Genomic DNA, 24,914 nt, shown 5'->3' on the forward strand with positions numbered 1-24,914 from the left:
CTTGCGCTCAATTCGGTCGCCCCTCGGCTTACGGGGGACTTGACTAGCACCGTTGAGGTGCTGGCTCGGTGGCGCGGCCGCCCCGAACCGGACAAATGCGATGGCTGAGGCGTTCAACTCCCTGTTCAAGGCCGAGTGCATCCGCAACCCACACCTACCCGGCCGCGACGGGCCCTGGCGCGGTCTGGACGACGTCGAGCGCGCCGTCGCCAGCTGGATCGACTGGTACAACACCCGCCGGCTGCACGGCGAGCTCGGAATGATCCCGCCGGTTGAGTACCAGGCCCAGTTCGACGCTGCGGAGGAGGTCGTCACCGCGGCCTGAGCGTTGCTTCTTACCCTCCATCAAACCCGGGCCTTGACACCTCCCCACTGCTCGTCAGGCACAGTCGAAAGCGTGCCCCGCTGGTTCCTCGCGCTCTCCGCCCTCGCCGGCCTCAGCTTCGTGGTCCCGGCCGGGCAAGCCGCCCTGGACGGTGACGTGCGTCGGGTGGTGATCGGCGTCATCTTGACCGGGTTCTGCTGGTGGCCACTCATCACCTGGCTCAGGTACCACAACGCCACGACCGCCCCCGAAGCCGACGGCGCCGCTCCACAGGACCTGCGAGCACGAGGACAACGACACTGGATCCTGCCCGTCCTCCTCCTGCTCGTCGTCGCCGTGCTCGGACTGGTGCAGCACCCCTTCACCAGCCTCGCCCCCCTGTGGGCGCTGGCGTTGGCGGCAACAACGATCTGGCAGATGCGCAGCGGAGGGGACCAGGTCGACTTCACCGACGACGCCCTCGTCGTGCGCTTCCGCAACGGCCAGGAGAAGCGTTACCCCTGGTCGGACGTCCTGGAACTGTCGTGGTCCTCCCCGCACTGGGCCAACGCCGGATCAGGTCCAGTGGCCCGGGTCCGCGGCAGCGCCTACGACACCCCCGGACCGACCAGCCCCGCTCAGCTGGGAGCGGTCCTGCTGGCCGGACACGACAACCGTCTCTGGGGACGTCAGCAGGTGCAACGAGCCGCAGCCGCCCACGGCATCCCCTTCACCGACGACCTCATCACCGCCATCAACTCAGGCAGCAGGAAGGCCCGACTACCTGGGGAAGTCTCCTGAAGAGTCATCGCCGGGACGGCTTCCGCTGAACTCCATGCCGACGTCACGGTCGTCCCGGGCTCACTGCGCGATCACCCTGGCCTCCGACGTCCTGACTCGACGATGGTCGCGGCGGCGTCGTCCCGTGGAGTGTCACGTTCCGACCCACGCATCTGCTCCGGACGGGTTGCAACGCACCACTTCCCGGGTGCGGCACGTTTCGCGTGGTGGCCTCGAGGTCGTCCCGCGATCCGCGCGGCACCGTCAGATCCCGTCGCGGTTCCACTCCCCCGGAGCCAGGTAGATGCGCACCTGGTGACGGTTGCCCTGCGGCGTCACCCAGTCGGCATCCCGCCGATCCACCAGCCTCCACCCCAGCCGTTCGTAGAGCTGCACCGCCGGTGCACCGTCGTCGACCACGTCGAGCATGAGCTGCAGTCCATGCCGTCGACTCCAGGCCTCGACCTCAGCCAACAGGGTTGCCCCGAGGCCCAGACCCCGGCCGCGCGCCGCGGGAGCGACGAACAGGCGCGAGACGCTGGCGAGGTGCGGCATCGCCACGCCGGCTACCGCGGCCGCCACCGGGTCATCGACGTCCTGCACGACGCAGACATGACCCAGGACGGTGCCGTCGTCGTCGAGGGCGACCCACGCCGTGGCGAACCCGGCGGGTGTGAGCCAGCCGGCCGCATCCTGCGGCCAGTTCGTCGGGTACCGGTCAGCGTCGTGCACCGCGCGCAGAGCCGACGCGCAAGCAGGCACATCCTCAGGGGCACGTTCACGGACGATCACCCGGCCAGGATGCCGAGCCCTCCCGTCGGCTCCACGTCCGGGTCCGGGTGCGACCCCCAGCCGTCTGACACGCGCGGTCGCCCCTCGCTCAGTGCTGGTCCCGGCCGTCCACCGACGTCCCGCCCTGTCGACGACCCAGCGGTTTCGAACCCCACGATCGGAACGAGCCACCGCACCGCATCGAGCATCCCCAGCAGACGCGGGACACTGCCCAGGTGCAGCTCACCTCCACCGACGGCGCCGTCTTCGAGCTCCGTCCCAGCAGCTACGAGTACCCGGACCTCACCACGGCTGACGAACCCGATGCCAACTGGCTCATCGTGCACGGGACGGTCCGCACCGCTGCCGGGGAGTCGTGGACGTTCGAGGGACCGGACCTGAGCACGTGGGAGGCGAAGGAGTTGCTGGGCTGGCTGCACGCCGCGGCCGAGGGACGCCTCGAACCGACGGACAACCCCGGCTCCGACCTCATGACGCACACGCTGATCTTCATCGAGCCCAACCTGGCCTTCAGCATCGCCGCGGTAGAGGACGAGCACACGACGCTGCGCGTGCACCTGTCCCTGGAGGCTGAGGCCGGCAGACCCGGGCGGACGACGGAACCCAAACCCCGCATCTACGAGTACAGCATCCCGTTGCGGGTCGACCGGGTTCAGCTGCGCACGGCGGCGGAGCAGTGGAGCAGCGACATCGCGCCGTTCCCGGCTCGGTGACGACAGGGGGAACCACGGTCGCGGGGCGGGTCCTCGGCTGTGGCCGCTACCTCGTGCTCATCCCGCTGTCGGGGTCGGTGGTGTCGTTGAACTCGTCGCCGCTTCCGCCAGGACGTCGTCGATCAGCCCGTCCAGGACCGAGGAGCCGACTTCACCGGCGACCCGGGCGCCACCCGTCCCTGCGGGTCCAGGACGAGAGTGACGGGGGTGGCGCTGGGCGCGAACCCGCGCAGCGCCAACGACGCCTGCCCGTCGGCGTCCACGATGCTGGGGTAGGTCACGCCGTTGCGCTCCTGGAAGTTGGTGACCACCGACGCTGACGTGTCGCGGACGTCGATCCCCACGACGCGGACTCCCTTGTCGGCGTACTGCTCGGAAGCCGCCTGCAGGACCGGGGCTTCGCGTCGGCACGGGGCGCACCCGGCGAACCAGGTGTTCAGCACCACCACCGCCGGGCGCAACGCCTGGACGTCCACCTCGTCGCCGGCCGCGGTGGTGCCCTCCACCGGCGGTAGTTCCTGCCGTTCCGTGACGGGGTACTGCGTCCACAGCCGTCCCTGATCGCCCGCTGCGGCCGTCGAGGACGGCAACCCGTCGCCCGCACCGCACCCGACCGCGGTCATCAGCAGCACCGCGGCTGGAAAGGCCGCCCAGCCACCACGACGACGCTCGGGGCACCACAGGCCATCTGCAGCAGATTCCGGCGGGACTCGTTCAGGGGTGGGCAGACCAGCGGACGTCACACGACCAGTCTGCCCGCAGCGACCGGACGGTGCTGCAGCAGTGCGCCACGGCACGGTGATCCCGCCGCCCAGGACGTCGACGAACTCGCGAGGATCGCGCTCCCACCTCCTCCCTCCGCTGCGACCCCCGCGCCCCCTGAAACCCCGCGGCGCCGGCGCGGCACCGGGTGCTCGAACTCACGTCGCCGCGAGGGTCCGGACGCTCCAGTCCGAGCAGTCCAGGATCTGCACGCCCTCGGCCAGGAGCACGGCCAACGACCTGCCACCACGCATCGTCGCCACGTCCCGGAACGGTTCACAAGGGTGTTGCTCCAGAACTTCCGCGTCGTCGCTGAGCCGGAGCAGGGAGGTCCGCCCGTCCTCCGACACGCGGACCACGACCCAGGTGTCGGTCACCGGATCGTGGACGACGTGCCAGAAGTGGTCAGCCACCCTCCCCCGCTCGCGCCCCTCGAGATCGAGGATCCGCAGAGGCCCTCCGACCTCAGCGACCGCCAGGTGCTCACCGTCGCTCGCCGCAGAGACGATCGCGGCGCTGGGCACCGCGATCCGCGTCCCCCGCCACTCCAGCGAACCGTCCAGCAGACGGCACCAGTCGCTGCCCACCCCCAGCGACAGGTCCGGGCGCAGCGCGAAAACGCGCCGCACACCACGCAGGGAACCCAGCTCCTGCCCGGTGGCGGCCTCCAGAACCCGGGTGGGGCCCCGGTCACAGCTGACGGCGACCCGACCTCCCGCCAGGGCGGTGATGATCTGCACGTTGGTGCGGCTGCGGTCCTGCCACAGCTCCTCGCCGCTCAGGTCGTGACCGCGCACACCGTGGTGCGTGTACGCGCCCGCGACCACCACCGGCCGTTCTCCGGGAACCAGCGCCAGGCGCCGACCACCGAAGTCGAAGACCGTCTCGAAGCTGGCGCAACGCACAGCGCGCGACAGCGACCACACGTGGACGACTCGCGCGAACTCCGCCGTGACCAGCAGATCGTCCTCCCAGGGCGGAGTGGCCACCTCACGGAGGTCGATCACCGGCGAGCACCCTCGACGAACCCACGGGCGGTCATGCCCAGGACCCTGCCGGAATCCCACAGCCGCGTCCACCACGGTTCACCGACCCTCAGCACGCACCACGATGCGTCAGACGAACGGAACCAGGACGGACCCCGGCCGCGGTCTTGCGGCCTCACGGTCTCAACGCCGACGAGAGGTCCGTCGACACACCTCGCGGTGGACGACCGGACTGCACCGCGGGCGACGTCACGCCATCCCGTGGCGAGGGACCGCCAGTCACGTCGAACCCGCGGGGTGTAGGCAGCACGACCCCACGACGGCACGATGCAGACGTGCCGGACTTCAGCGGTCACCCCCTACGGCCCGGTGAGCCGGAGTACACCGCCGACGACCGCCTGTGGGACGGCACCCGCCTCCACCGGCTCGTCGACGACGACGTCCGCAAGCATCAACGCCGACTGCTCGCCGACGCCGGCGTCGTGGTCCTCAACCTGCTCGACTGCAGCCCGAACAGCCCACGGTTGGGTTCCAAGCGCCTGGCCAGCGATGCCGAACGCGCCCACCTGGTGCAGGTCGGTGTCGTTCGCTTCGTGGAGGAGGAGGGCTGCCTGCAGCGGTGGGAGAGCGAGGACGGCATGGTCCTGGCCCTGCTCCTCGGTGAGCTCCGCAGTCCACGCCTCCGGCCCTGACGGCTCGTCCGTCCCGGCAGACGTCACGGTGCTCCTGAGGACCTGGACGTCAGCGGCTGCGCCGCCGTGCCGACGTCGGTGTCAGCAGGGCGTCGTCCCGGCGGCCAGCCGCGCGGCCAGCTCGCGGACCGCGGCTTCCGGCTCCCAGACGACGAACTCGACGACCCCGCCGCCGACGAGGACCACTCCCATCCTGCGCCTCCACGTCGCGATGCGGCGCCGCCCCTGGACCAGCTGGGTGCCACGGAGCTGCGACCGGTCCCAGGACTCCGCGCGCAGGCCGATCAGCCGCTCCACGCTGTTCGGCTGGAACAGCAGCCGACGGTCGGTGAGGTCCACCGTGCCACCCCGCGCGACACCGCGTCGGAGCCAGTTCGCGTGCCAGGTGCGCAGGACCCGCTCGCCAGGCTCCACCTCTGGGCGGAGGAGGAAGATCCGAGGGCGCACCCGTGCACCCTTCCACACCACGACTACGCGCTGGGCCGCAACGGGAGCGGCGTGTCCGGGTGCGGCCGGGACACCATGTCCCGCTCCCGTTCCAGGTCCCGACCACCGATCAGCAACACCGCCCCGCCCAGCGACCGGTACGGCTCAGGCCCCACCAGGAGAAGCAGGGGTCTCCGGAACGAGGAGCTGGAACGTTCCGTGGACGACCGCCGGGAGGCTGACCGCCCACCGCAGGTGCGCTCCGGTACCGGTACGAATCCGGACCAACCGCGCGTCCGGCGAGACAGCCAGTGCCTGCCTCGGACTCACCCCGACCTCGCTCGCACGGTCGAGTTCGAGGACGTCGACCGTGGTGCTCTTCCGAGGCCAGAGACGCAACCCGAGGACGAAGGGGGTGAAGGTCATCCGGCCCGGCTCGAGGGCAGCAGAACCGTGGCGCCAACGAGTTCGCAGACCGGGATGTTCACCCTCCAGAACTCTCAGACTGCAGTCGACGCGCGACCGCCGGAGATGTCGACGGGAGCGTCGGCTGATGATCCAGCTGCTGAGAAGACCGCTGATCCCGACGGTGAGGGAGATGCTGGCCCCGCGCACCACCCGCTCAGCACGAGACACCTCGAAGAACCCCGTCACGGCGTAGGTGGCCGCGCCGGCCAGGAGACAGGCGAGCAGGTACACGCCGACGGCGGTGATCGCGCGTGAGGGGCCGCGCCGCGGGGAGGTCACGACTCGATGATCGTGGGGTCAGGTCGTTCCGCTACGGGTGCAGATCACCCGATCTCACCCTGCACCCCGGTGCCGCGCACCGCGCCGGATCACCCCCGCGGGCGGAAGCGGACCTCGATGTCGTCGATGACGTCGGCCGACGAGACCCACACCCGGCGCGCCGGGCGCGCCCGCACGACGACCCGCTCGACCCCGTCCGGCACGACGACCGGCAGCCGCGCCGTCACCGTGTACCGCTGCGCGTCCCCGACTGGTGAACCTCCAGCCGGTGCTCGCCGACGGTGATGGGCCGGCGGATCGGGCGGTAGGTGAACACGTCGTGGGACCCGACGTGCTGACCGTCGAGGAGGTCGTCGAGGCCCCCGCCGCGCAGCGAGGTCATGCCCATGCGCCACCGCTTCAGGCCGGTCTTGATGATCAACGTCGGCACACCACCAGGACGCCTCTCCGCGCGGCGGACTCCGGGGCGTCCCGGAACCCTCGCCCCCGGACGGGCCCACCGTCATCCGGCGGTGGTCACAGGCCGAGGACCGCGGCGAGGACGCACCCCACCACGCCCCGCCGGCCGCCCCGGCTCAGCGGGTGACGACGTCGCTCGGCCGCAGGTCCCGGATCGACCCGACCCCCATCTGCCGCAGCGTGGTCGCGAGCTCGCCCTGGTAGCGCGTCACGACGTCGGCGACGCCCTCGGCGCCGTCGGCCGCGAGCCCCCACATGACGGGTCGGCCCACGTGCACGGCCCGCGCGCCGAGCGCGAGCGCCACGGCGGCCTGGGCCCCGCCGCGGATGCCGGAGTCGACGTGCACCTCCACCTCCGCGCCCACCTCGGCGAGGATCTCGGGCAGCGCGTAGGCGGACGTGACGGAGTTGCCGAGGCGGCGGCCGCCGTGCGTGGACACGATGATCCCCTCGGCGCCGCCGTCGACGCAGCGGCGGGCGTCGCGCGCCGTCAGCACGCCCTTGCACAGGACGGGGAGGCCGGAGACCTCGGCGAGCCAGCCGATGGTGTCGGGCGTGAGGTCGAGGGCCATGTCGGTGTCGCTGCCGAAGCGCTCCAGCTCCTCGGGGGTGAGGTTGGCCGTGCGGTTCTTGCGGGGGCCGGCGGGCCAGTTGCGCGGGTCGATCGCCGGGATCTCGCGCCCGATGGGCGTGGTGTCGACGGTGAGGATGAGCGCGCGGGCACCCGCGCTCGCGGCGCGTTCGACGAGGAGGCGCGTCGCCTCGCGGTTGCGGGCGACGTAGACCTGGTACCACCAGGGCGCGCCCTGGGCGGCGATGTCCTCGAAGCGGGCCCCCGTGTTGGTGGAGACGCCGAGCAGCGTCCCGGCCTTCGCGGCGCCCTGGGCGGTCAGCACCTCGCCCTCCGGTCGCGCGCCCACCTGCTGGGCCATGGGCGCGACGAGGACGGGGGCGGCGACCTGGGTGCCGAGGACCTCGGTGGTCATGTCCTGCGCTGAGGCGTCGTGCAGGACGGAGGGCCGCAGCCGGAAGCCGTTCCAGTCCGCGATGCCCTCGCGGTCGCACGACCCGTCGCCCGCGCTCGAGCGGTAGTAGGCCGCCACGTAGTCGGGCAGCACGGCGTCGGCGCGGTCGGCGAGGTCCTCGATCCAGGTCACGGGGTCATCCTCGCCCACGGGACGGGCCCACCGGGACCGCTCTGCGGTTCCGGTGGCCCGTCCGGGGGACCCAGTCCAGGGGCCTCAGTTCAGGGGGCGGGTCCCCTCGGGGATCCCGCCACCGGCGTAGATGCCGCGGGCCGCGTCCTGCAGGGCCGTCAGGGCGACGCGCTGCGTCATCGGGCCGTAGGTGATGCGGGCCACGCCCAGCTCGGCCAGCCGCTGCTGCGACGGCACGCCGGGCAGGCCGATGACCGACAGCTTCTGCGGGCCGAAGGCGTCGACGAGCAGGCTCACGGCGTCCTCGTCGAGGGGACCGGGCACGAAGACCGTGGTCGCGCCGGCGGCGAGGTAGGCCTTGCCGCGCTCCACGGCGTCGGCGAGGACGACGTCGCGGGGCCGGTCGCCACCGCGCACGAACGCGTCGGTGCGCGCGTTGAGGACGAAGGGCACGCCCTCGGCCTGTCCCGCGGCGACGACGGCCTCGACGTTCGCGACGGACTCGGCGAGCGGGCGCAGCTGGTCCTCGACGTTGGCGCCGACGACGCCGACGCCGATGGCCTTGCGGACCGTCTCCCCCGCGTCGCCGAACCCGCCGTCGAGGTCGGCGCTGACGGGCAGGTCGCCCGCGGCCACGACGATGCGGCCGACGAGGCTCAGGGCGAGGTCGAGGGGGATCTGCTCGCCGTCGCCGTACCCGAACGTGGAGGCGATGGAGTGCCCGGCCGTGGCCAGGGCCTTGGTCTGGGGCTCGCCCGCCACGACGGTCGCCGACACGGCGTCCCAGACGTTGACGAGGACGAGGAGCTCGGAGTCTTCGTGCAGCTGCCGCAGTCGCGCGGCCTTCTCAGCGGAGTTCACCCCTGCGACGCTACCGGCGGGCCCTCACGACGTCGCGCGCCCGCCCTCCTCCACGTGCCCGAACACGCAGAGGTCGTCGCGACCGGCGACCCCCGGCTGGGCGGACCGCAGGACCCCCTCGAGGGTGAAGCCCAGCCGCTCGGCGACCGCGCGGCTGCGGACGTTGTCGACGGCGGTGCGGATCTCGACCCGCGCCAGGCCCCGGTCCTCGTGCAGGTGCCGGACGAGGACCTGCGCGGCGCGGCTCACGAGACCCAGCCCCTGGTGCGCGGCGTCCACCCAGTAGCCGACGGAGGCGACGCCGCCGTAGGGGTCGATCCGGGCCCCGCAGGCACCGACGAGCCGGCCCCGGAAGCGCAGCGCCGTCGGCACCGAGGTCCCGGCCGCGAACTCCCCCAGGGCGTACCGGGCGTAGGAGCGGGCCCCGTCGAGCGTCTGCTCGCCGCGGGCCCACACCTCCCACCGCCGCAGGTGCTCCAGGTTGGCGAGCACCACCGCGTGCAGCGGCGCCACCGTCCACTCCTCGCGCAGGACGAGGTCGAGGTCGTCGTCCACGGGCAGGGCGAAACCGGTCACACCGCCCACCGTGGGCAGGTCCCCTGGGCGTCGTCCCCGAGCACCGCTCAGGCGGTGCGCCGCACCAGCGCCACGTGCATGGCGTCCGTGCCGTGGGTGTGCGGCCACAGCTGCACACCCAGTCCCGCGGCGGCACCCGACAGCCCGGGGACGACGCGGTCGAGGACGGCCGGCGTGTCGATCCGCTCGGCGACGACCCCGCGCTTGGCGGCCGCCTTGAGCGCGTCGTCGACGACGAGACGGGTCTCGGACAGGACCGGGGAGCACGTCGCGTAGGCGACGACCCCGCCGGGACGGACGGCGTCGAGCGCGGACCCGAGCAGCTCGCGCTGCAGCGGCGCCAGGCTGCCGAGGTCGGCCGGGGTCCGCCGCCAGCGGGCCTCCGGTCGCCGCCGCAGCGCCCCCAGCCCCGTGCAGGGGGCGTCGACGAGCACGCGGTCGTACTCACCGGGTTCGGCGGCCCCCACCTCCCGGCCGTCCGCGACGCGGACCTCGACGCTGCCCTGCAGGGGCGCGAGCGCCTGCCGGACGAGGTCGGCGCGGTGCGGTGCGACCTCGACGGCCGTCAGCCGCGCGCCCCGCTGCGCGCCCGTGGCCGCGAGCAGGGCGGCCTTGCCGCCGGGGCCGGCGCACAGGTCGAGCCAGCGCTCGTCCCGGCCCTCGACGTCGGCGGCGGCGAGGACGAGGGCCACCAGCTGGGACCCCTCGTCCTGCACGCGGGCGCGGCCCGCGCGGACGGCCGCGAGGCGACCGGGGTCGCCGTGGACGACGTGCGCCGCCGTCGGCGACCAGCGCCCGGTGCCGACCTCGACGTGCGCGTCCCGGCCGACGAGGTCCCCGACGGTCGTCAGACCGGGCAGCGCGGCGAGCGCGACGTGGGCGGCGGTGTTGTCCGCGACGAGCAGGTCGGTCAGCTCCGCGGCGTCGTGGCCGTGCGCGCGCAGCGCTTCGCGCAGGCTGCGCACGACCCACTGCGGGTGGGAGTACCGCACGGCGAGGTCGTCGTCGGAGTCACCCGGGGCCACCTCGGCCGCCCACTGCGCGAGCTCGCGGCCGGACGCCTTGCGCAGCACCGCGTTGACGAGACCGGACGGCCCGCCGCCGACGTGGGTGCGCGCCACCGCGACGGACGTCGCGACGGCCGCGTGGTCGGGCACGCGCATGGCCAGCAGCTGGTGCAGACCCATCCGCAGGACGTCGAGGACCCCGTCGTCGAGGTCGGCCAGCGGCCGGTCCACGAGCGTGGCCAGCAGCGCGTCGTAGGTGCCGCGACCGCGGAGCACCCCGTAGGCGAGCTCGGTCGCGAAGGCGGCGTCCCGGCCGCTCAGCCGCTTCTCGCGCAGCATCTTCGGCAGGACGAGGTTGGCGTAGGAGTCCTGCGTGGCGACGGCGCGCAGCACCTCGAAGGCGACGCCGCGGGCGGGGTCGACGCGGGTGAAGCGGTCCTGCTTCACACCGCGGCGCGGGGTGCTGACCCCAGGGACGGACGGACCGGTCACGCGAACTCCTCCCCCGGCGCAGGCCGGGTCCCGCGCGCCCAGTCGGTCGCGCTCATCGCCTTCTTCCCCGCGGCCTGCACCGAGCCGAGCGCGACCGCGCCACCGCCGGCACCCACGAGGACACGCTTCTTCTCCACCACGACGGCACCCGGCGCCAGGTCCGTGGCCTCGTCCGTCGCGACCGGGACGACCGGCCCGAGCTTGACCCGCTCGCCGCGGAACGTCGTCCACGCACCGGGGTCGGGCGTGCACCCGCGCACGAGGCGGTCGACCTCGGCGGCGCTCGCCCGCCAGTCCACGCGCGCCTCCTCGACGCCGATCTTCGGTGCGAGGGTCGCCTCCCCCGCCTGCGGCGTCGCGACGGCGGCGCCGTCCTCGAGGGCGTCGAGGACCCCTACGAGGAGGCGGGCCCCGGTGACGGCGAGGCGGCCCAGCAGGTCCCCGGAGGTGTCGCGGGCACCGACGGGTTCGGTGAGCGAGGCGTACACCGGTCCGGTGTCCAGGCCCTCCTCGAGCTGGAAGACGCAGGCGCCCGTGACGGCGTCGCCGGCCATCACGGCGCGCTGGACGGGGGCCGCGCCGCGCCAGGCCGGCAGCAGCGAGAAGTGCAGGTTCAGCCAGCCCAGCCGCGGGACCGCGAGCGCCTCGGCGGGCACGAGAGCGCCGTAGGCGACGACGGGGCACGCGTCGGGGGCGTAGGAGCGCAGTTCCTCGAGGAACTCGGCTCCGCGCGGGCGGACCGGTTGCAGGACAGGCAGTCCCACCTCGCGGGCGCGCTGGGCGACGGGCGAGGCGACCTGCTTGCGGCCACGGCCCGCGGCGGCGTCGGGACGGGTCAGGACGGCGACGACCTCGTGCCGGCTGGCGAGCAGCGCGTCGAGGGAGGCGACCGCGACGTCGGGGGTTCCGGCGACGACGAGGCGCACTACCTCGCCTGTCCGAAGGTGGCGTGCGGGGAGACCTTGACCTGCGGGGTCTCCAGGCCCATCCACTCCGCTTCGCGGACGGCCTTGAGCGCGAGCTTGCGCTGGGCCTTGTCGAGGCGGTCGATGAAGAGGATGCCGTCGAGGTGGTCGGTCTCGTGCTGGATGGCGCGGGCCTTGAACTCGGAGCCGGTGATCGTCACGGGTTCTCCGTGCATGTCGAAGCCCTTGGCCACGACGTGCAGGGAACGGCGGGTGTCGGCGAGGATCCCGGGGAACGACAGGCAGCCCTCGTCGCCCTCCTGGCACTCCTCGGACAGCTCCAGGACGGGGTTCACGAGGTGCCCGAGCTCACCGTCGGCGTGGTAGGTGAACACCCGCAGCGAAACTCCCAGCTGCGGTGCGGCGAGCCCGGCCCCGGGCGCGGCGAGCATCGTCTCCTCGAGGTCCTTGACGAGCTGGCGCAGCTCCTTGTCGAAGGTGGTGACCTCGGCCGCGCGCTGGCGCAGGACCGGGTCCCCGAAGAGTCGGATCGGCTGGATCGCCACGGAGCTCCCTGGACGTGTGGGGGTGGTGTGCGCCGTCGAGTCTACGGCGGCGGGGTCCCCGGCCCGGTCCGCGCCGGGGACCCGCGGCGGACGCGCTCGACCGAAGGAGTGGCTGTGACCGACGTCACAAGCACCCCCTGAGTCGGGGCCCGGTGGGGCCTGTGGCCCCGAGCCACCACCACCGATGTCGACGAGCGGTGACCGCCCGATCACTCGCCGCCGCGGCGACTCGACTGCGCGAGGGACACCGGTCGATCCGCCGCCGGACGAGGATCGACGCTTGGCGCCGGGGTTCACGGGACCAATGTCCGGAAAGCGGTTCCACCGGTTGAGTCTTCACGCATACTCCACACGATCCGTGCCGCTCAGGGCACGCCCGGAACCCTCGGAGTCCTCATGCCCCACCCCGTCCCCCCGGCCGCAGGCCCCCGGCGCCGTCGCCGCGGCCGACTGCTGGCCGGCGGCACGACCGCCCTGGCCCTCGCCGGGCTGCTCGTCGCCGCCCCGTCGGCCTCGGCCGCCGACACCTCGCCCCCCGGCGTCCCGTCGTCGGTCACGGTGACCTACTTCGGCGGCGTCGGCTCCCAGGTCTCCTGGGGCAAGGTGTCCGCCTCCGACCTCGACCACTACGAGGTGTTCCGCGGCGCGACGTCCAGCGTCGTCGCCGGCGGCACCCCCCTGCTGCGCACGCGCGACCTGTCGGCCCTCGACGCCGCCTCCGCCGACGGCGGCCGCGCCTACTACGCCGTGCGGGCCGTCGACACGAGCGGGAACGCCTCGAAGCTGTCCTCGGCCGTCTCGGTCCGGACCACCGACACCACCGCGCCCGCCACCCCCTCCTCCCTGTCCGTGAAGACGACGGCCGCCGCGACCACCCTCACGTGGTCCTCCGTCCCCGTCCCCGACAGCACCGCGTTCCGCGTCTACCGCGCCGCGACCTCCACCCGCCCGGCCACGCCGCTGGCCACCGTGGACGCCACCGCCAAGGGCGGCGGCTCCTACACCGACACCACCGCCCCGGCGGGGAAGTCGACCTACTGGGTCCTCGCCGTGGACCGCACCGGCAACGCCTCCTCGGCCGCCTCGACGAGCGCCACCCGCACCGCCGCGGCAACCCCCGTCACCACCCCGACCCCGGCGCCCACCGCCACCGCGGGACCGACCGCTGTGCCCACCGCGGTCCCGACCGCCGTGCCCACCGCGACCCCCACGGTCACCGCGACGCCCACCCCCACGCCCACCGCGACGCCGTCGACGCCGTCCTCGGGCAAGGCCGTCATCTCCGGCGGGGTCGCGACGATCTCCTGGGGCGCCGCCAAGGGCGCCACCGGGTACGTCGTCTGCAAGCGCATCGGCGGTCAGGACGACGCCCGCAGCTACCAGGTGTGGAGCCCCGTCACGGGGAAGCCCACCGGCGCCGGGGAGTGCGGCAAGACGCTCGTGCCCACGGCCGGGGACCTGTTCTCCGGAACGTCCTTCACCGACCGCGACGCGAGCGAGGGCACCACCAGCTACTACCGGATCTACGCCTGGAACGCGAAGGGCCTGTCCGGCTACACCGCCGTCACCGCGAACAACCCGATGGTGGCCCCCGCACAGGTCACCGGCCTCAAGGTCGCCGCCACCACCGGCACCGACCCGCACGGTCTGGTGCTGTCGTGGACCCCCGGCAAGGAGACCGACCTCGCGGGCTACACCGTCTCCCGCGCCTCGTCCTCCTCCGGCACGTACGCGGTCCTGGGCACCGTCCCCGCCACCGGTGCCGCGACGTTCGCCGACACCAGCGCGCCCAAGGGTGTGGCGAGCTACTACCGCGTGAGCGCGAGCGACACCCTGGGCAACGTCTCCAAGGTGTCGGCCACCGTCTCCGGGACGTCGACCACCTCCCCCGTCCCCCTCGTCGTGACCTACCGCGAACTCGTCGTCGACCCGGCGCAGACCCCGGACGCGACGCACTTCCGCACCGTCGCGGCCGCCGTCGCCGCGGTCCCGAACAGCAACGTCACCCCGACGCGCATCACCGTCGCCGCCGGCACGTACCACGAGAGCGTCCGGATCAGCTCCCCGTACCTCACGCTCGTGGGCGCCACCGGGAACCCCGCCGACGTGGTCATCGACGACGACAAGGCGTCGGGCCAGATCGACCCGAGCGACGGCCAGCCGTACGGCACCGCCGGCAGCTGGACGGTGTTCGTCGACGCCCCCGAGGTGACGTTCCAGCACCTCACGGTCCAGAACTCCTTCGACGAGAAGGCCCAGGACCTCGACAAGGAGCAGGCCGTCGCGCTGCGGGTGGAGGGCAACCACTTCGTCGCCGACCACGTCCGCCTCCTCGGCAACCAGGACACCCTGCTGGCCGACACCCCGAAACCCACCACGCGCGTGCGGCAGTACTACGTCAACTCGTTCATCGAGGGTGACGTCGACTACGTGTTCGGCGCCGCGACGGCGGTCTTCGACAACACCGTGTTCCACTCCCTCGACCGCGGGAAGGCCGACAACGGCGCCATCACCGCGGCCAGCACGGACACGGGCAGCAAGTACGGGTTCCTCGTCCAGAACTCCAAGGTCGTCAGCGACGCCGCACCCGGCACCGTCCACCTCGGCCGGCCGTGGCACCCCTCGGCCGACCCCGACGCCATCGCGCAGGTCACGTTCAAGAACACCTGGCTGCCCGCCGCGATCGACACGGCCCAGCCGTGGGAGGACATGTCCTCCACGAACTCCTCGGGCACCAAGGTCGACTTCCGCTGGAACGACGCCCGCTTCGCCGAGTTCGGCAGCACCGGCCCCGGCGCCGGGGTCAACGCCAACCGCCCGCAGCTGACCGCGAGCGCCGCGGCCGCCGCGACGCCGGCGAAGTACCTGGCCGGGTCGGACGGGTGGGACCCGACGGTGGCGCACCCCGCGGTCGTCGCGGCCGTGCCCGCGACCCCCGTCGGCGTCGTCGCCGCCGGGGAGGACCGTGCCGTCCACCTCGGCTGGGACGGCACGACGGCCGCCGACGTCGTCGGGTGGAAGGTCGCCCGCACCGCCGCCGACGGGACCGTCACCGACCTCGGCACCGTCGCAGCGCCCACGTTCACCGACTCCACGGTCACGCCGGGCGCGACCTACCGGTACACCGTCGCGGCCGTGAACCGCGCCGGTGTCGCCTCGGCCCCGAGCGCGCCGGTGACGGTCACCGCCGTCGCGGCGCCGCTCGTGGCGAGCCTGTTCGTCGACCCGGCCGCCACGCCGGACGCGACGCACTTCCGCACCATCGCCGCCGCCCTGGCCGCCGCCCCCGCGGGCACCACCGCCCAGCCGACGGTCATCAGCGTCGCCGCGGGCCGGTACCCCGAGTACCTCACCGTCGCCACGCCGGGGATCGTCCTGCTCGGCGCGACCGGGAACCCGGCCGACGTCGTCATCACGGGCAACCGGGCGGCGGGAACTCCGCTGCCCGACGGCACCGGCACCTACGGCACCTCCGGCAGCGCGACCGTCGCCGTCACGGCGAACAACGTGCAGTTCCGCCACCTGACGGTGGAGAACGCCTACGTCGAGGGCACCTACGCCAACGGCCAGGCCGTCGCGCTGCGCACGGCCGGGGACCGGCTGGTCTTCGACGACGTCCGCCTGCTCGGCGACCAGGACACCCTGTACGCGAACTCGGCGAGCACGACGGCTCCCGGCCGCTCGTACTTCGTGAACTCCTACGTCGAGGGTGACGTCGACTTCGTGTTCGGTCGCGGCACCGTCGTGTTCGACCGCAGCACCCTGTTCGCCAACGACCACGGCACGAACCCCAACGGCGCGGTGACCGCGGCCAGCACGGACCAGGGCACCCGCTTCGGGGTCCTCGTCACGAACAGCCGCATCACCGGCAACGCCCCCGACGGGTCGCAGAACCTCGGCCGCCCGTGGCAGCCGGGGATCACCAACCCCGACGGGACCACCGGGCGCAACACCGCCGCCAGCGCCCAGGTCGTCGTGCGCGACTCCTGGCTCGGGCCGGTCGTGCGCACGACCGAACCGTGGACGTCGATGGTGAACTCCGGGTACACCACCACCCCGCAGGAGGCCCGGTTCGCCGAGTTCGGCAACACCGGCCCCGGCGCGACCCGTCCGGCCTCGGTCTACGCGCCGCAGTTGTCGGCCGCCGACGCCGCGACGTTCACCGCCGAGAACTACCTCGCCGGCACCGACGGCTGGAACCCCGTCCGCCCGGTGGGCGCCGGGCAGGCCCCCGCGGCCCTGGCCGGTCTGCAGGTGGCCGGGGACGACGGCCGGGCCACGCTGACCTGGACGGAGTCGGCCGCGTCCGACGTCGTCGGGTACCGGGTGTTCCGCGCCGCCGGCACCGCAGCCCCGGCGCTCACCGACGCGACCCTCGTGGGCACCGTCGCCAAGGCCACGTTCGCCGACACCGGGCTGACCAACGGCACGCCGTACACCTACGCGGTCGTCGCGCTCGACGCCGCCGGGCGGACCTCGGCCCCGGTCACCGTCACCGTCACCCCGGCCCCGGCCCCGCTCGTCGTCGACGCCACGGTCGCGGCCGACGGCTCCGGGGACTACCGGACCCTCGGGGCGGCGCTGGCCGCGCTGCCGGACGGGACCGCGACCGACCCCACGGTGGTCTCGATCGCCGCGGGCACCTACCGCGAGGTCGTCTCCTCCCCACGCAAGAACCTCGTGCTGCTCGGCGCGACGGGGAACCCCGCCGACGTCGTCATCACCTACGACAACGCCAACGGCACCGCCAAGGGCGCCACGACGTGCCCCGCGGTCACCTCGACGACGTGCGGGACGGCCGGCAGCGCCGTCCTCACCCTGTCCGGGTCCAACGTCCAGGTGCGCGACCTCACCGTCGCCAACACCTTCGACGCCGCCGCCCACCCCGAGATCGGCCCGTACAACACCCAGGCCGTCGCCCTGCGTTCGCTCGGGGACGAGCAGGTCTACTCCCACGTCCGCCTCCTCGGCGCCCAGGACACCCTGAACGCCGACGCCGCCGGGAACATCAGCGCCGACGGCAGCGGCTACCCGCGCCAGTACTTCGTCGACAGCGTCGTGCAGGGCAACGTCGACTACGTCTTCGGCCGGGCCACCGCGGTCTTCGACCGCACGACGTTCGTCTCCACCGCCAAGAGCGGCGGGACGGTGTTCGCCCCGAGCACGGCCGTGAAGGCGAAGGGCTACCTCGTCGTCGACAGCCGGTTCACCTCGGCGAACTCCGGGTCGTTCTTCCTGGGACGGCCGTGGCGGGCCTGGAGCGACGGCGCCTACGCCGACGACTCCCGCGGGCAGACGTGGATCCTCGACTCGTGGATGGCGGCCGGGTTCACCACCGCCGCACCGTGGGCGGACTTCGCGCCGAACGCCTGGACCGACGGCCGCTTCGCCGAGCACGGCACCACCGGGCCCGGCGCCGCGGTGACCGCGGGTCGTCCCCAGCTCACCGACGACGTCGCCGCGGCGACCACCCCGGCGAGCTGGCTGGCCGGCACCGACGGCTGGAACCCCGTCGTGGGCGCCCCCTCGGCCGACGTCGCACCCGCGGCCCCGGTCGTGACGGCGAACGCCGGTGACGGCACCGTCGCGCTCGGCTGGGCGGAGTCGCCGGAGGCCGATGTCGTCGGCTACCGGGTGTACCGCCTCGGCACCGGTGACCCCGTGCGGGTCACCACGACCGACCTGACCGCCGCCGGGTACACCGTGCGCGGTCTGGTCAACGGCACCGCGGCGTCGTTCGCGGTCACCGCGGTGGACGCGGCGGGCCACGAGTCGGCGCTGTCCGCAGCGGCGAGCGCCACCCCGCAGGTCCGGATCGACGCGGTCGTCGCGGCCGACGGCAGCGGGCAGTACACCTCGCTGCAGGCCGCGGTCGACGCGGCCGCCGGCCGGCCGTGGACGATCTCGGTCCGCCCGGGCACCTACACCGGGACGACGAGCATCTCCGGCAACGGGATCACCGTCCTGGGCTCGACGGGGAACCCGGCCGACGTCGTGCTCACGAGCACCGTCACCGGCAACGCCGCGACCCTGCGGGTGGACGGTTCCTCGGTGACGCTGCGCGGGGTGTCGGTGACCAACTCGGCGCCCGTCCCCGCGGGCACGGCGCCGACGTCGCTGCAGGCGCCGGCGGTGTGGACCACCGGTGACCGGATCGTCCTGCAGGGCACGGTCATCTCCACCAACGGCGTCCGGGCCCTGTGGGCGGACGTCCCGACGGCGGGGGCGACGGCCCACCAGCTCGTGGACTCCTCCCGGATCACGGCGGCCTCGGACCTGCTGTTCGGGCGGGCCGCGCTCGTGGTGCGCGGGTCGACCCTGGTGCCGACGGCGGTCTCGGCGTTCCTGGCCACGCCGGCCACGACCGCCGACGACGGCCACGGGTTCCTCGTCACCGGCTCGACGGTGGCCCCGGCCGCGGGTGTCTCGGACGTCCGGTTCGCCCGGCCGTACGCGCAGTCGCCGTTCAACGGGCGCAACAACTCCGAGATGGTGGTCCGCGACACCGTCCTGAACGCGGGCATCAAGTCCAGCCCGTGGCAGAACAACGGTGCCACCCTGTGGACCGACGCCCGGTTCTCGGAGTTCGCGAACACCGGTGCCGGGTCGGTGCCGGCAGCGACGGCCACCCGGCCGCAGCTGAGCGCCGACGCCGCCGCGGCCGTGACGGTCGAGGCGTGGCTGGGCAGCGGGGACTGGTACCCGCGGTCCTGAGCCGAGGCCGACGCGCGCAGAGCCACCACCCGACACGGGTGGTGGCTCTGCGCGTTCGCGGACGGGCTTGGCTCAGACCTCGCGCTGCTTGGGCGAGGACTCGTGGGTCTTGGCCGGGTCGCGTTCGACGACCTCGCCGAGGACGGCGTCGATGCGCTCGAGGACGTCGGCGGGGATCGTCACCCCGGCGGCGGCAGCGTTGTCGTGCACCTGCTCGGGGCGGGAGGCCCCGATGATCGCGGTGGCGACGTTCTCGTTCTGCAGCACCCAGGCGACGGCGAGCTGGGCCATCGACAGGTTCAGGTCCGAGGCGATCGGCTTCAGCTCCTGGACCCGGGACAGGACGTCGTCCCGCATCCACCGCTTGATCATGTTCGCGCCACCCTTGTCGTCGGTGGCGCGGGACCCCGCGGGCAGTTCACCGCCCGGCGTGTACTTGCCGGTCAGGACGCCCTGCGCGATGGGCGACCACACGACCTGGCTGATGCCCAGCTCCTTCGAGGTCGGCACGACCTCGCCCTCGATGACGCGCCACAGCATCGAGTACTGCGGCTGGTTCGAGACGAGCGAGATGCCGAGGTCCTTGGCCAGCTCGGCGCCGGCGCGCAGCTGCTCCGCGGTCCACTCGCTGACGCCGACGTAGAGGACCTTGCCCTGCCGCACGAGGTCGGCGAAGGCCTGCATCGTCTCCTCCAGCGGCGTCGCGTAGTCGTAGCGGTGCGCCTGGTAGAGGTCGATGTGGTCGGTGCCGAGCCGGCGCAGCGACCCCTCGCACGCCTCCAGGACGTGCTTGCGCGACAGGCCGGTGTCGTTCTTGCCCTTGGGGCCGATGGGGCCGAAGACCTTGGTGAGGATCTCCAGGGACTCCCGCCGCTGTCCCTTGAGCGCCTCCCCCAGGACGGTCTCGGCGGCGGTGTTGGCGTAGACGTCCGCGGTGTCGAAGGTCGAGATGCCGGCGTCGAGCGCCGCGTGCACGCACGCGACCGCCGCCTCGTTCTCCACCTGGGACCCGTGGGTCAGCCAGTTGCCGTAGGTGATCTCGCTGATCTTGAGGCCGGAACGGCCGAGGTGTCGGAACTCCACACCGCCACCCTCCACCCGGGCCCGGGCGCGCGCGCCCCCAACCGGTCTGCCCGCGCTTCCTCAACCGATCTGGAGCGGGTCCACCCGCACCCGCACGAGGGGGAGCTTGCGGACGCTGCGCCCGGCCGTGACCGTCTTGACGGCGGTCGCGAGCTCGGCGGAGTGCTCCCGCGGGACGCGCACGACGCTGCGCACCGCGGGGGCCTGGCCGGGGCGGTCCGGCACGGGCAGCGGCCCCAGGACCCGCACCCCCGGCAGCGGCGGCAGCGCGGCGACGAACTCCTCGACGTCGGCGGCGGGCCCGATGAGCCCGGCGAACCGTGCCGCCGGCGGCAGGTCCAGCTCGCGGCGCTGGGTCAGCTCGCGCTCGGCGAACCCGGCGGGGTCCCACCGCACGAGCGCTTGGGCCGGCGGGGCCTGCGGGTCGGCCACGAGCACGACGGCGCCACCGGTCGAGGCGGGCTGCACGAGCGCGGCCGCTGCCGTCCACCGGCGGTACGCCTCTTCGGCGGCCCGCAGGTCCGGCCGCGCCAGCAGCGCCCAGCCGTCGAGCAGGAGCGCCGCGGCGTAACCCTGCGGCGCAACGGGTTCGGCCCCGGGCGTGGCGATGACGAGCGACGGGCCGTCGGGGACGACGTCCAGGACGTGCGACCCCCCGGAGGTCCGGACGTCGACCCCGGGGAAGGCGCGGCCGAGCTCCTCGGCCGTGCGGCGCGCCCCCGTGACGACGGCCCGGAAGCGGTTGTCGCCGCAGTGCCCGCAGGTCCAGTCCGTGGCGGGCCGACCGCACCAGCGGCACGTCGCGCGCTCCCCCGCGTCCGGCACCGCGAGTGGACCGTGGCACGACGTGCAGCGGGCCGGTTCCCGGCAGGTCTGGCAGGCCAGGGTCGGCACGTACCCGGTCCGGGGCACCTGGACGAGGACGGGTCCGCGCCGGACGGCGTCCCGCAGGACGCGCCAGCCGTCGCTGGGCAGGCGGGCCGCTGCGGCCAGCGGGTCCTGCGCGTCCGGGCCGGACGTGCCGGCGATGGCGATGCGCGGCGACGTCGCGCGGACGGAGTCCCGGCCGGCGAGGACGGGCCGGGCCCACCCGGACTCCAGGAGCAGCTGCGTCTCGGCCGTCCGCGTCCAGCCCGCGAACAGGGCCGCCGCACCGGCCTGCTCGGCGCGCAGGACCGCGACCTCGCGCACGTGCGGGTAGGGCGCGCGCTGCTCGGCGTGCGAGTCGTCGCCGTCCTCCAGGACCGCGACGAGACCGAGGTTCGGCAGGGGCGCGAAGACGGCCGCGCGGGTGCCGGCCACGACGCGGGCCCGGCCCGTCAGGGCCTCGAGGAAGGAGCGGTAGCGGACCGCCGGGCCGAGGTCGGCCTCCAGCCGGACGTGCCCCTCGGGCACCACGCGGTCCAGCGCCACCCCGAGCCGGTCGAGGTCGCGGTGGTCGGGGACGACGAGCAGCGCCGTGCGTCCCGAGGCCAGCGCCGCACGGGCGGCGAGGGCGAGGAGCGCGAACGGGTCGCTGCCCGGGGCGAAGGTCGCCACGGCCCGCGGGGAGTGCCCGTCGCGGACGTGGGCGAGGAACGCCGGACCCGCCTGGTGCCGTTCCCAGCCGAGGAGGTCCGGACCCAACGCGACCGGGTCGTGGCGGACGGGGTCGGCGCCCAGCACCTTCTCCTCGGCTCCCGCGTGCCGACCGGGCACCGCGAGGCGCACGACGTCGGACAGCGTGCCGCCGTACTCGGCCGCGACCCGCCGGCACAGCTCCAGCGTCGCCGGTGACAGGACGGGCAGGCCCGACACGACGCGCCGAAGCCGCGCCATCCGGCCCGTGTGCTCGGTGCTCGCCAGCCGTTCCAGGACGTAGCCCTCGGCGTCGGTGCCCGCGAACGGCACGCGCACGAGGCGACCCGGTTCGGCGGTGTGCTCCATCGACGCCGGGACGAGGTAGTCGAAGGGCCGGTCCAGGTGGGGCAGGGCGGAGCTGACGAGGACGCGGGCGACCGGGTCGGTCGTCGTGACGTCCTCGGGCGCCTTCGCGCGGCGCGCCGTGGGACGCGCCTTCTTCGGACGCGTCGTCGAGGCCTGCGGACCCAGCCCGTCGAGCGCGGGCTGGGCCTCCCCCTCGGTGCTCAGCTCCCCGTCGCGGCGCGCAGCGCGTCGACGCGGTCGGTGCGCTCCCAGCTGAAGCCGGGCAGCTCACGGCCGAAGTGGCCGTACGCGGCGGTCGGGGCGTAGATCGGCTGCAGGAGCTGCAGGTCGCGCACGATCGCCGCGGGGCGCAGGTCGAACACCTCGCGGATGGCGGCCTCGATCCGGCCGCTGGGGACCGTCTCGGTGCCGAACGTCTCGACGTACAGCCCGACGGGCTGCGCCTTGCCGATGGCGTAGGCGACCTGGACCTCGCAGCGCGTGGCCAGCCCCGCCGCGACGACGTTCTTGGCGACCCAGCGCATGGCGTAGGCGGCCGACCGGTCGACCTTCGAGGGGTCCTTGCCGGAGAACGCGCCGCCACCGTGGCGGGCCATCCCGCCGTAGGTGTCGACGATGATCTTGCGGCCCGTCAGGCCCGCGTCGCCCATGGGCCCGCCGATCTCGAAGCGGCCCGTCGGGTTCACGAGCAGCCGGATGTCGGAGGTGTCGAGGTCGAGGCCCTCGAGCACGGGTTCGATGACGAAGCGGCGCACGTCGGGCGTCAGCGTCTTGACGAGGTCGACGTCGGGTTCGTGCTGCGTCGACAGCACGACGGTGTCGAGGCGGACCGCGCGGTCGCCGTCGTAGCCGATGGTCACCTGAGTCTTGCCGTCGGGGCGCAGGTAGGGGATCTCCCCCTTCTTGCGCACCTCGGACAGGCGCTGGGACAGCCGGTGCGCCAGGTGGATCGGCAGCGGCATGAGCTCGGGGGTGTCGTCGCACGCGTAGCCGAACATGAGGCCCTGGTCGCCGGCCCCCTGCAGGTCGAGGGGGTCGACGCCGCCGCCGACGCGGTTCTCGTACGCCTCGTCGACGCCCTGGGCGATGTCCGGGGACTGCGAGCCGATGGACACCTCGACACCGCAGGTGCGGCCGTCGAAGCCCTTGGCGGAGGAGTCGTACCCGATCTCCAGCAGCGTGCGGCGCACGATCGTCGGGATGTCGGCGTAGGCCTCGGTCGTGACCTCGCCGGCCACGTGGACGAGCCCGGTCGTCACCATCGTCTCGACCGCGACGCGGCTGCGCGGGTCCTGCTCCAGCAGCGCGTCGAGGACGCCGTCGGAGATCTGGTCGCAGATCTTGTCCGGGTGCCCCTCGGTGACCGATTCGGAGGTGAACAGGCGCAACGGGGTGGTCACTCAGGCTCCAGGGGAGAGGTCAGACGGCGGGAGGGGTGTCGGGACGACGGGAGGAAGCATAGGCACGACGGCGTCCCACACCGCATCGGCCACCACGTCCTTGCTCGTCTCGGCGACCTCGCGCTCGCTCCCGTCGCGACCCAGGATCGTCACGGCGTTCGTCGGTGTCGCGAACCCCTTCGTCTCCCCGACCTCGTTGAGCACGAGCAGGTCGCAGCCCTTGCGGACGAGCTTGGCGCGGCCGTGGTCGAGGACGGACCCGGTCTCGTCGCCCGTCTCGGCGGCGAACCCCACGAGCACCGGGCTCCGCCCGGCGCGGTCGGCCACGAGACCGGCGAGCACGTCGGGGTTGCGTTCGAGCACGACAACGGGGTCGCGGGCCGGGTCGTCGGACTTCTTGATCTTCGACGTCGCGCGCGCCGAGGGACGGAAGTCCGCCACGGCCGCGGCCATGACGACGACGTCCGCGCCGGCGGCGCGGGACTGCACGGCCTCGGCGAGTTCCGCGGCGGTCTGGACGCCGACGACGTCGACGCTCGCGGGGGCGGGCACCTCCACGTGCGCCGCGACGAGCGTCACGTGCGCGCCGCGGGCGGCCGCGGCGGCGGCCAGCGCGATCCCCTGCCGCCCCGAGGAGCGGTTGCCGAGGAAGCGGACGGGGTCGAGCGGCTCGCGGGTGCCGCCGGCGGAGACGACGACGCGGCGCCCCGCGAGGTCACGGCCGCGGGACCCCGAGCCGAGCAGCCGGCGGCAGGCCGCGGCGATGTCGGCGGGTTCGGGGAGCCGGCCGGGACCGGAGTCGGCACCGGTGAGGCGACCCGAGGCCGGGTCCAGGACGGTGACGCCGCGCGAGCGCAGCAGCGCGACGTTGGCCTGCACCGCCGGGTTCAGCCACATCTCCGTGTGCATGGCCGGGGCCAGCAGGACGGGGCACGTCGCCGTCAGCAGGACGTTCGTCAGGAGGTCGTCGGCCAGGCCGTGCGCGGCGCGGGCCAGCAGGTCCGCGGTCGCGGGGGCGACGACGACGAGGTCCGCGTGCCGGCCGAGCCGGACGTGCGGCACCTCGTCGGCGTGGGTCCAGACGTCGGTCGCGACGGGCTTGCCGGACAGGGCCTCCCACGTCGCGCGCCCCACGAAGCGTTCGGAGGCGGCGGTGGGCACGACGGTGACGTCGTGCCCGGTCTCGCTGAGCTCCCGCAGGAGCAGGGCCGCCTTGTAGGCGGCGATCCCGCCCGCGACCCCCAGGACCACGCGGGGTGCCCGGGGGGCGGGAACGGGCTGGTCGCTCACTGTTCGATGGGCTCCGAGGTCAGCAGACCCTCGTTGATCTCGCGCATGGCGACCGACAGGGACTTCTCCTGCACGTGGGTCTCCACGAGCGGGCCGACGTACTCCAGCAGGCCCTCGCCGAGCTGGGAGTAGTACGCGTTGATCTGGCGGGCGCGCTTGGCCGCGTAGATCACCAGGGCGTACTTGGAGTCGGCGACCGTCAGCAGGTCGTCGATCGGCGGGTTGGTGATGCCCTCGGGAGCCGCGACGGTTCCGGCCACGATGGTGTCTCCTAGC

Annotated in this window: 23 protein-coding genes; 5 read left to right on the forward strand and 18 right to left on the reverse strand. The window is 73.8% G+C overall.

Going from position 1 to position 24,914, the window contains the following annotated elements; translation table 11 throughout:
• The first annotated feature begins 100 nt into the window (after positions 1 to 100).
• Both AB0637_RS07990 and AB0637_RS07995 read left to right on the forward strand, forming a co-directional pair.
• Positions 101 to 325: an integrase core domain-containing protein gene (locus tag AB0637_RS07990; RefSeq protein WP_366171103.1), complete on the forward strand. Its 225-nt coding sequence runs from the start codon at positions 101 to 103 to the stop codon at positions 323 to 325.
• Between the two features lie 72 nt (positions 326 to 397).
• Entirely contained in the window at positions 398 to 1,105 is a 708-nt protein-coding gene (locus tag AB0637_RS07995) for a hypothetical protein (RefSeq protein ID WP_366171105.1), read from the forward strand.
• A 243-nt stretch (positions 1,106 to 1,348) separates the two neighbouring features.
• Here the strand turns inward: AB0637_RS07995 and AB0637_RS08000 are convergent, their stop codons facing one another.
• The gene (locus AB0637_RS08000) at positions 1,349 to 1,876 is read right to left on the reverse strand and encodes a GNAT family N-acetyltransferase (protein WP_366171107.1); all 528 of its coding nucleotides are present in this window, start codon (positions 1,874 to 1,876) and stop codon (positions 1,349 to 1,351) included.
• A gap of 215 nt (positions 1,877 to 2,091) precedes the next feature.
• Here AB0637_RS08000 and AB0637_RS08005 point away from each other — a divergent pair, with 215 nt between their 5' ends.
• Entirely contained in the window at positions 2,092 to 2,589 is a 498-nt protein-coding gene (locus AB0637_RS08005; RefSeq protein ID WP_366171109.1) for a hypothetical protein, read from the forward strand.
• A gap of 122 nt (positions 2,590 to 2,711) precedes the next feature.
• On the opposite strand, the gene AB0637_RS08010 is transcribed toward AB0637_RS08005, so the two are convergent.
• Positions 2,712 to 3,212 carry a TlpA disulfide reductase family protein gene (locus AB0637_RS08010; protein WP_366171111.1) on the reverse strand — a complete coding sequence of 167 codons (501 nt, stop codon included), beginning with the start codon at positions 3,210 to 3,212 and terminating at the stop codon, positions 2,712 to 2,714.
• 297 nt (positions 3,213 to 3,509) lie between these two features.
• Positions 3,510 to 4,358: a hypothetical protein gene (locus AB0637_RS08015; protein WP_366171113.1), complete on the reverse strand. Its 849-nt coding sequence runs from the start codon at positions 4,356 to 4,358 to the stop codon at positions 3,510 to 3,512.
• Positions 4,359 to 4,672: 314 nt separating this feature from the next.
• Between AB0637_RS08015 and AB0637_RS08020 the strand changes: the two genes are divergently transcribed.
• Positions 4,673 to 5,029, forward strand: coding sequence for a hypothetical protein (locus AB0637_RS08020; RefSeq protein WP_366171115.1), 357 nt, complete (start codon positions 4,673 to 4,675; stop codon positions 5,027 to 5,029).
• A gap of 81 nt (positions 5,030 to 5,110) precedes the next feature.
• Here AB0637_RS08020 and AB0637_RS08025 read toward each other — a convergent pair whose 3' ends face one another.
• The 10 genes from AB0637_RS08025 to def form a co-directional block, all read right to left on the reverse strand.
• Complete coding sequence (locus AB0637_RS08025; RefSeq protein ID WP_366171117.1) at positions 5,111 to 5,368, reverse strand: hypothetical protein; 258 nt, start codon at positions 5,366 to 5,368, stop codon at positions 5,111 to 5,113.
• Positions 5,369 to 5,620: 252 nt separating this feature from the next.
• Entirely contained in the window at positions 5,621 to 6,202 is a 582-nt protein-coding gene (locus AB0637_RS08030) for a hypothetical protein (RefSeq protein WP_366171119.1), read from the reverse strand.
• Positions 6,203 to 6,291: 89 nt separating this feature from the next.
• Entirely contained in the window at positions 6,292 to 6,429 is a 138-nt protein-coding gene (locus AB0637_RS08035; RefSeq protein WP_366171121.1) for a hypothetical protein, read from the reverse strand.
• The gene (locus AB0637_RS08040; protein WP_366171123.1) at positions 6,426 to 6,632 is read right to left on the reverse strand and encodes a hypothetical protein; all 207 of its coding nucleotides are present in this window, start codon (positions 6,630 to 6,632) and stop codon (positions 6,426 to 6,428) included. Before AB0637_RS08040 ends, AB0637_RS08035 begins: the two co-directional genes overlap by 4 nt.
• Positions 6,633 to 6,777: 145 nt before the next feature.
• Positions 6,778 to 7,818 (reverse strand): alpha-hydroxy acid oxidase, encoded by a 1,041-nt coding sequence (locus AB0637_RS08045; protein ID WP_366171125.1) that lies wholly within the window; start codon positions 7,816 to 7,818, stop codon positions 6,778 to 6,780.
• Positions 7,819 to 7,902: 84 nt separating this feature from the next.
• Positions 7,903 to 8,679, reverse strand: coding sequence for an isocitrate lyase/phosphoenolpyruvate mutase family protein (locus tag AB0637_RS08050; protein ID WP_366171127.1), 777 nt, complete (start codon positions 8,677 to 8,679; stop codon positions 7,903 to 7,905).
• A gap of 24 nt (positions 8,680 to 8,703) precedes the next feature.
• Positions 8,704 to 9,255 (reverse strand): GNAT family N-acetyltransferase, encoded by a 552-nt coding sequence (locus tag AB0637_RS08055; protein ID WP_366171129.1) that lies wholly within the window; start codon positions 9,253 to 9,255, stop codon positions 8,704 to 8,706.
• Positions 9,256 to 9,302: 47 nt separating this feature from the next.
• Positions 9,303 to 10,754 (reverse strand): transcription antitermination factor NusB, encoded by a 1,452-nt coding sequence (locus tag AB0637_RS08060; protein WP_366171131.1) that lies wholly within the window; start codon positions 10,752 to 10,754, stop codon positions 9,303 to 9,305.
• Entirely contained in the window at positions 10,751 to 11,680 is a 930-nt protein-coding gene (gene fmt, locus AB0637_RS08065) for a methionyl-tRNA formyltransferase (RefSeq protein ID WP_366171133.1), read from the reverse strand. The genes AB0637_RS08060 and fmt overlap by 4 nt, the downstream gene beginning before the upstream one ends.
• Positions 11,680 to 12,225 carry a peptide deformylase gene (gene def, locus AB0637_RS08070; RefSeq protein ID WP_366171135.1) on the reverse strand — a complete coding sequence of 182 codons (546 nt, stop codon included), beginning with the start codon at positions 12,223 to 12,225 and terminating at the stop codon, positions 11,680 to 11,682. The genes fmt and def overlap by 1 nt, the downstream gene beginning before the upstream one ends.
• Before the next feature lie 396 nt (positions 12,226 to 12,621).
• On the opposite strand from def, the gene AB0637_RS08075 reads away from it, so the two are divergent.
• On the forward strand, positions 12,622 to 18,939 hold the full coding sequence (locus AB0637_RS08075) for a pectinesterase family protein (protein WP_366171137.1): 6,318 nt from the start codon (positions 12,622 to 12,624) through the stop codon (positions 18,937 to 18,939).
• Positions 18,940 to 19,011: 72 nt separating this feature from the next.
• Here AB0637_RS08075 and AB0637_RS08080 read toward each other — a convergent pair whose 3' ends face one another.
• From AB0637_RS08080 to rpoZ, 5 genes are read right to left on the reverse strand one after another with little or no spacing between them, the layout of a single operon-like run.
• Complete coding sequence (locus AB0637_RS08080) at positions 19,012 to 20,022, reverse strand: aldo/keto reductase family protein (protein ID WP_366171139.1); 1,011 nt, start codon at positions 20,020 to 20,022, stop codon at positions 19,012 to 19,014.
• A 60-nt stretch (positions 20,023 to 20,082) separates the two neighbouring features.
• Complete coding sequence (locus AB0637_RS08085; protein WP_366171353.1) at positions 20,083 to 22,200, reverse strand: primosomal protein N'; 2,118 nt, start codon at positions 22,198 to 22,200, stop codon at positions 20,083 to 20,085.
• Entirely contained in the window at positions 22,149 to 23,348 is a 1,200-nt protein-coding gene (metK, locus tag AB0637_RS08090) for a methionine adenosyltransferase (RefSeq protein WP_366171141.1), read from the reverse strand. The genes AB0637_RS08085 and metK overlap by 52 nt, the downstream gene beginning before the upstream one ends.
• Positions 23,349 to 24,638, reverse strand: coding sequence for a bifunctional phosphopantothenoylcysteine decarboxylase/phosphopantothenate--cysteine ligase CoaBC (gene coaBC, locus AB0637_RS08095; RefSeq protein WP_366171143.1), 1,290 nt, complete (start codon positions 24,636 to 24,638; stop codon positions 23,349 to 23,351).
• A complete protein-coding gene (gene rpoZ / locus AB0637_RS08100) occupies positions 24,635 to 24,898 on the reverse strand; it encodes a DNA-directed RNA polymerase subunit omega (protein ID WP_106206095.1) in 264 nt (87 codons plus the stop codon). Before rpoZ ends, coaBC begins: the two co-directional genes overlap by 4 nt.
• Between the last annotated feature and the right edge of the window lie 16 nt (positions 24,899 to 24,914).

This window comes from Kineococcus sp. NPDC059986, from assembly GCF_040702905.1.
Lineage (GTDB): Bacteria > Actinomycetota > Actinomycetes > Actinomycetales > Kineococcaceae > Kineococcus.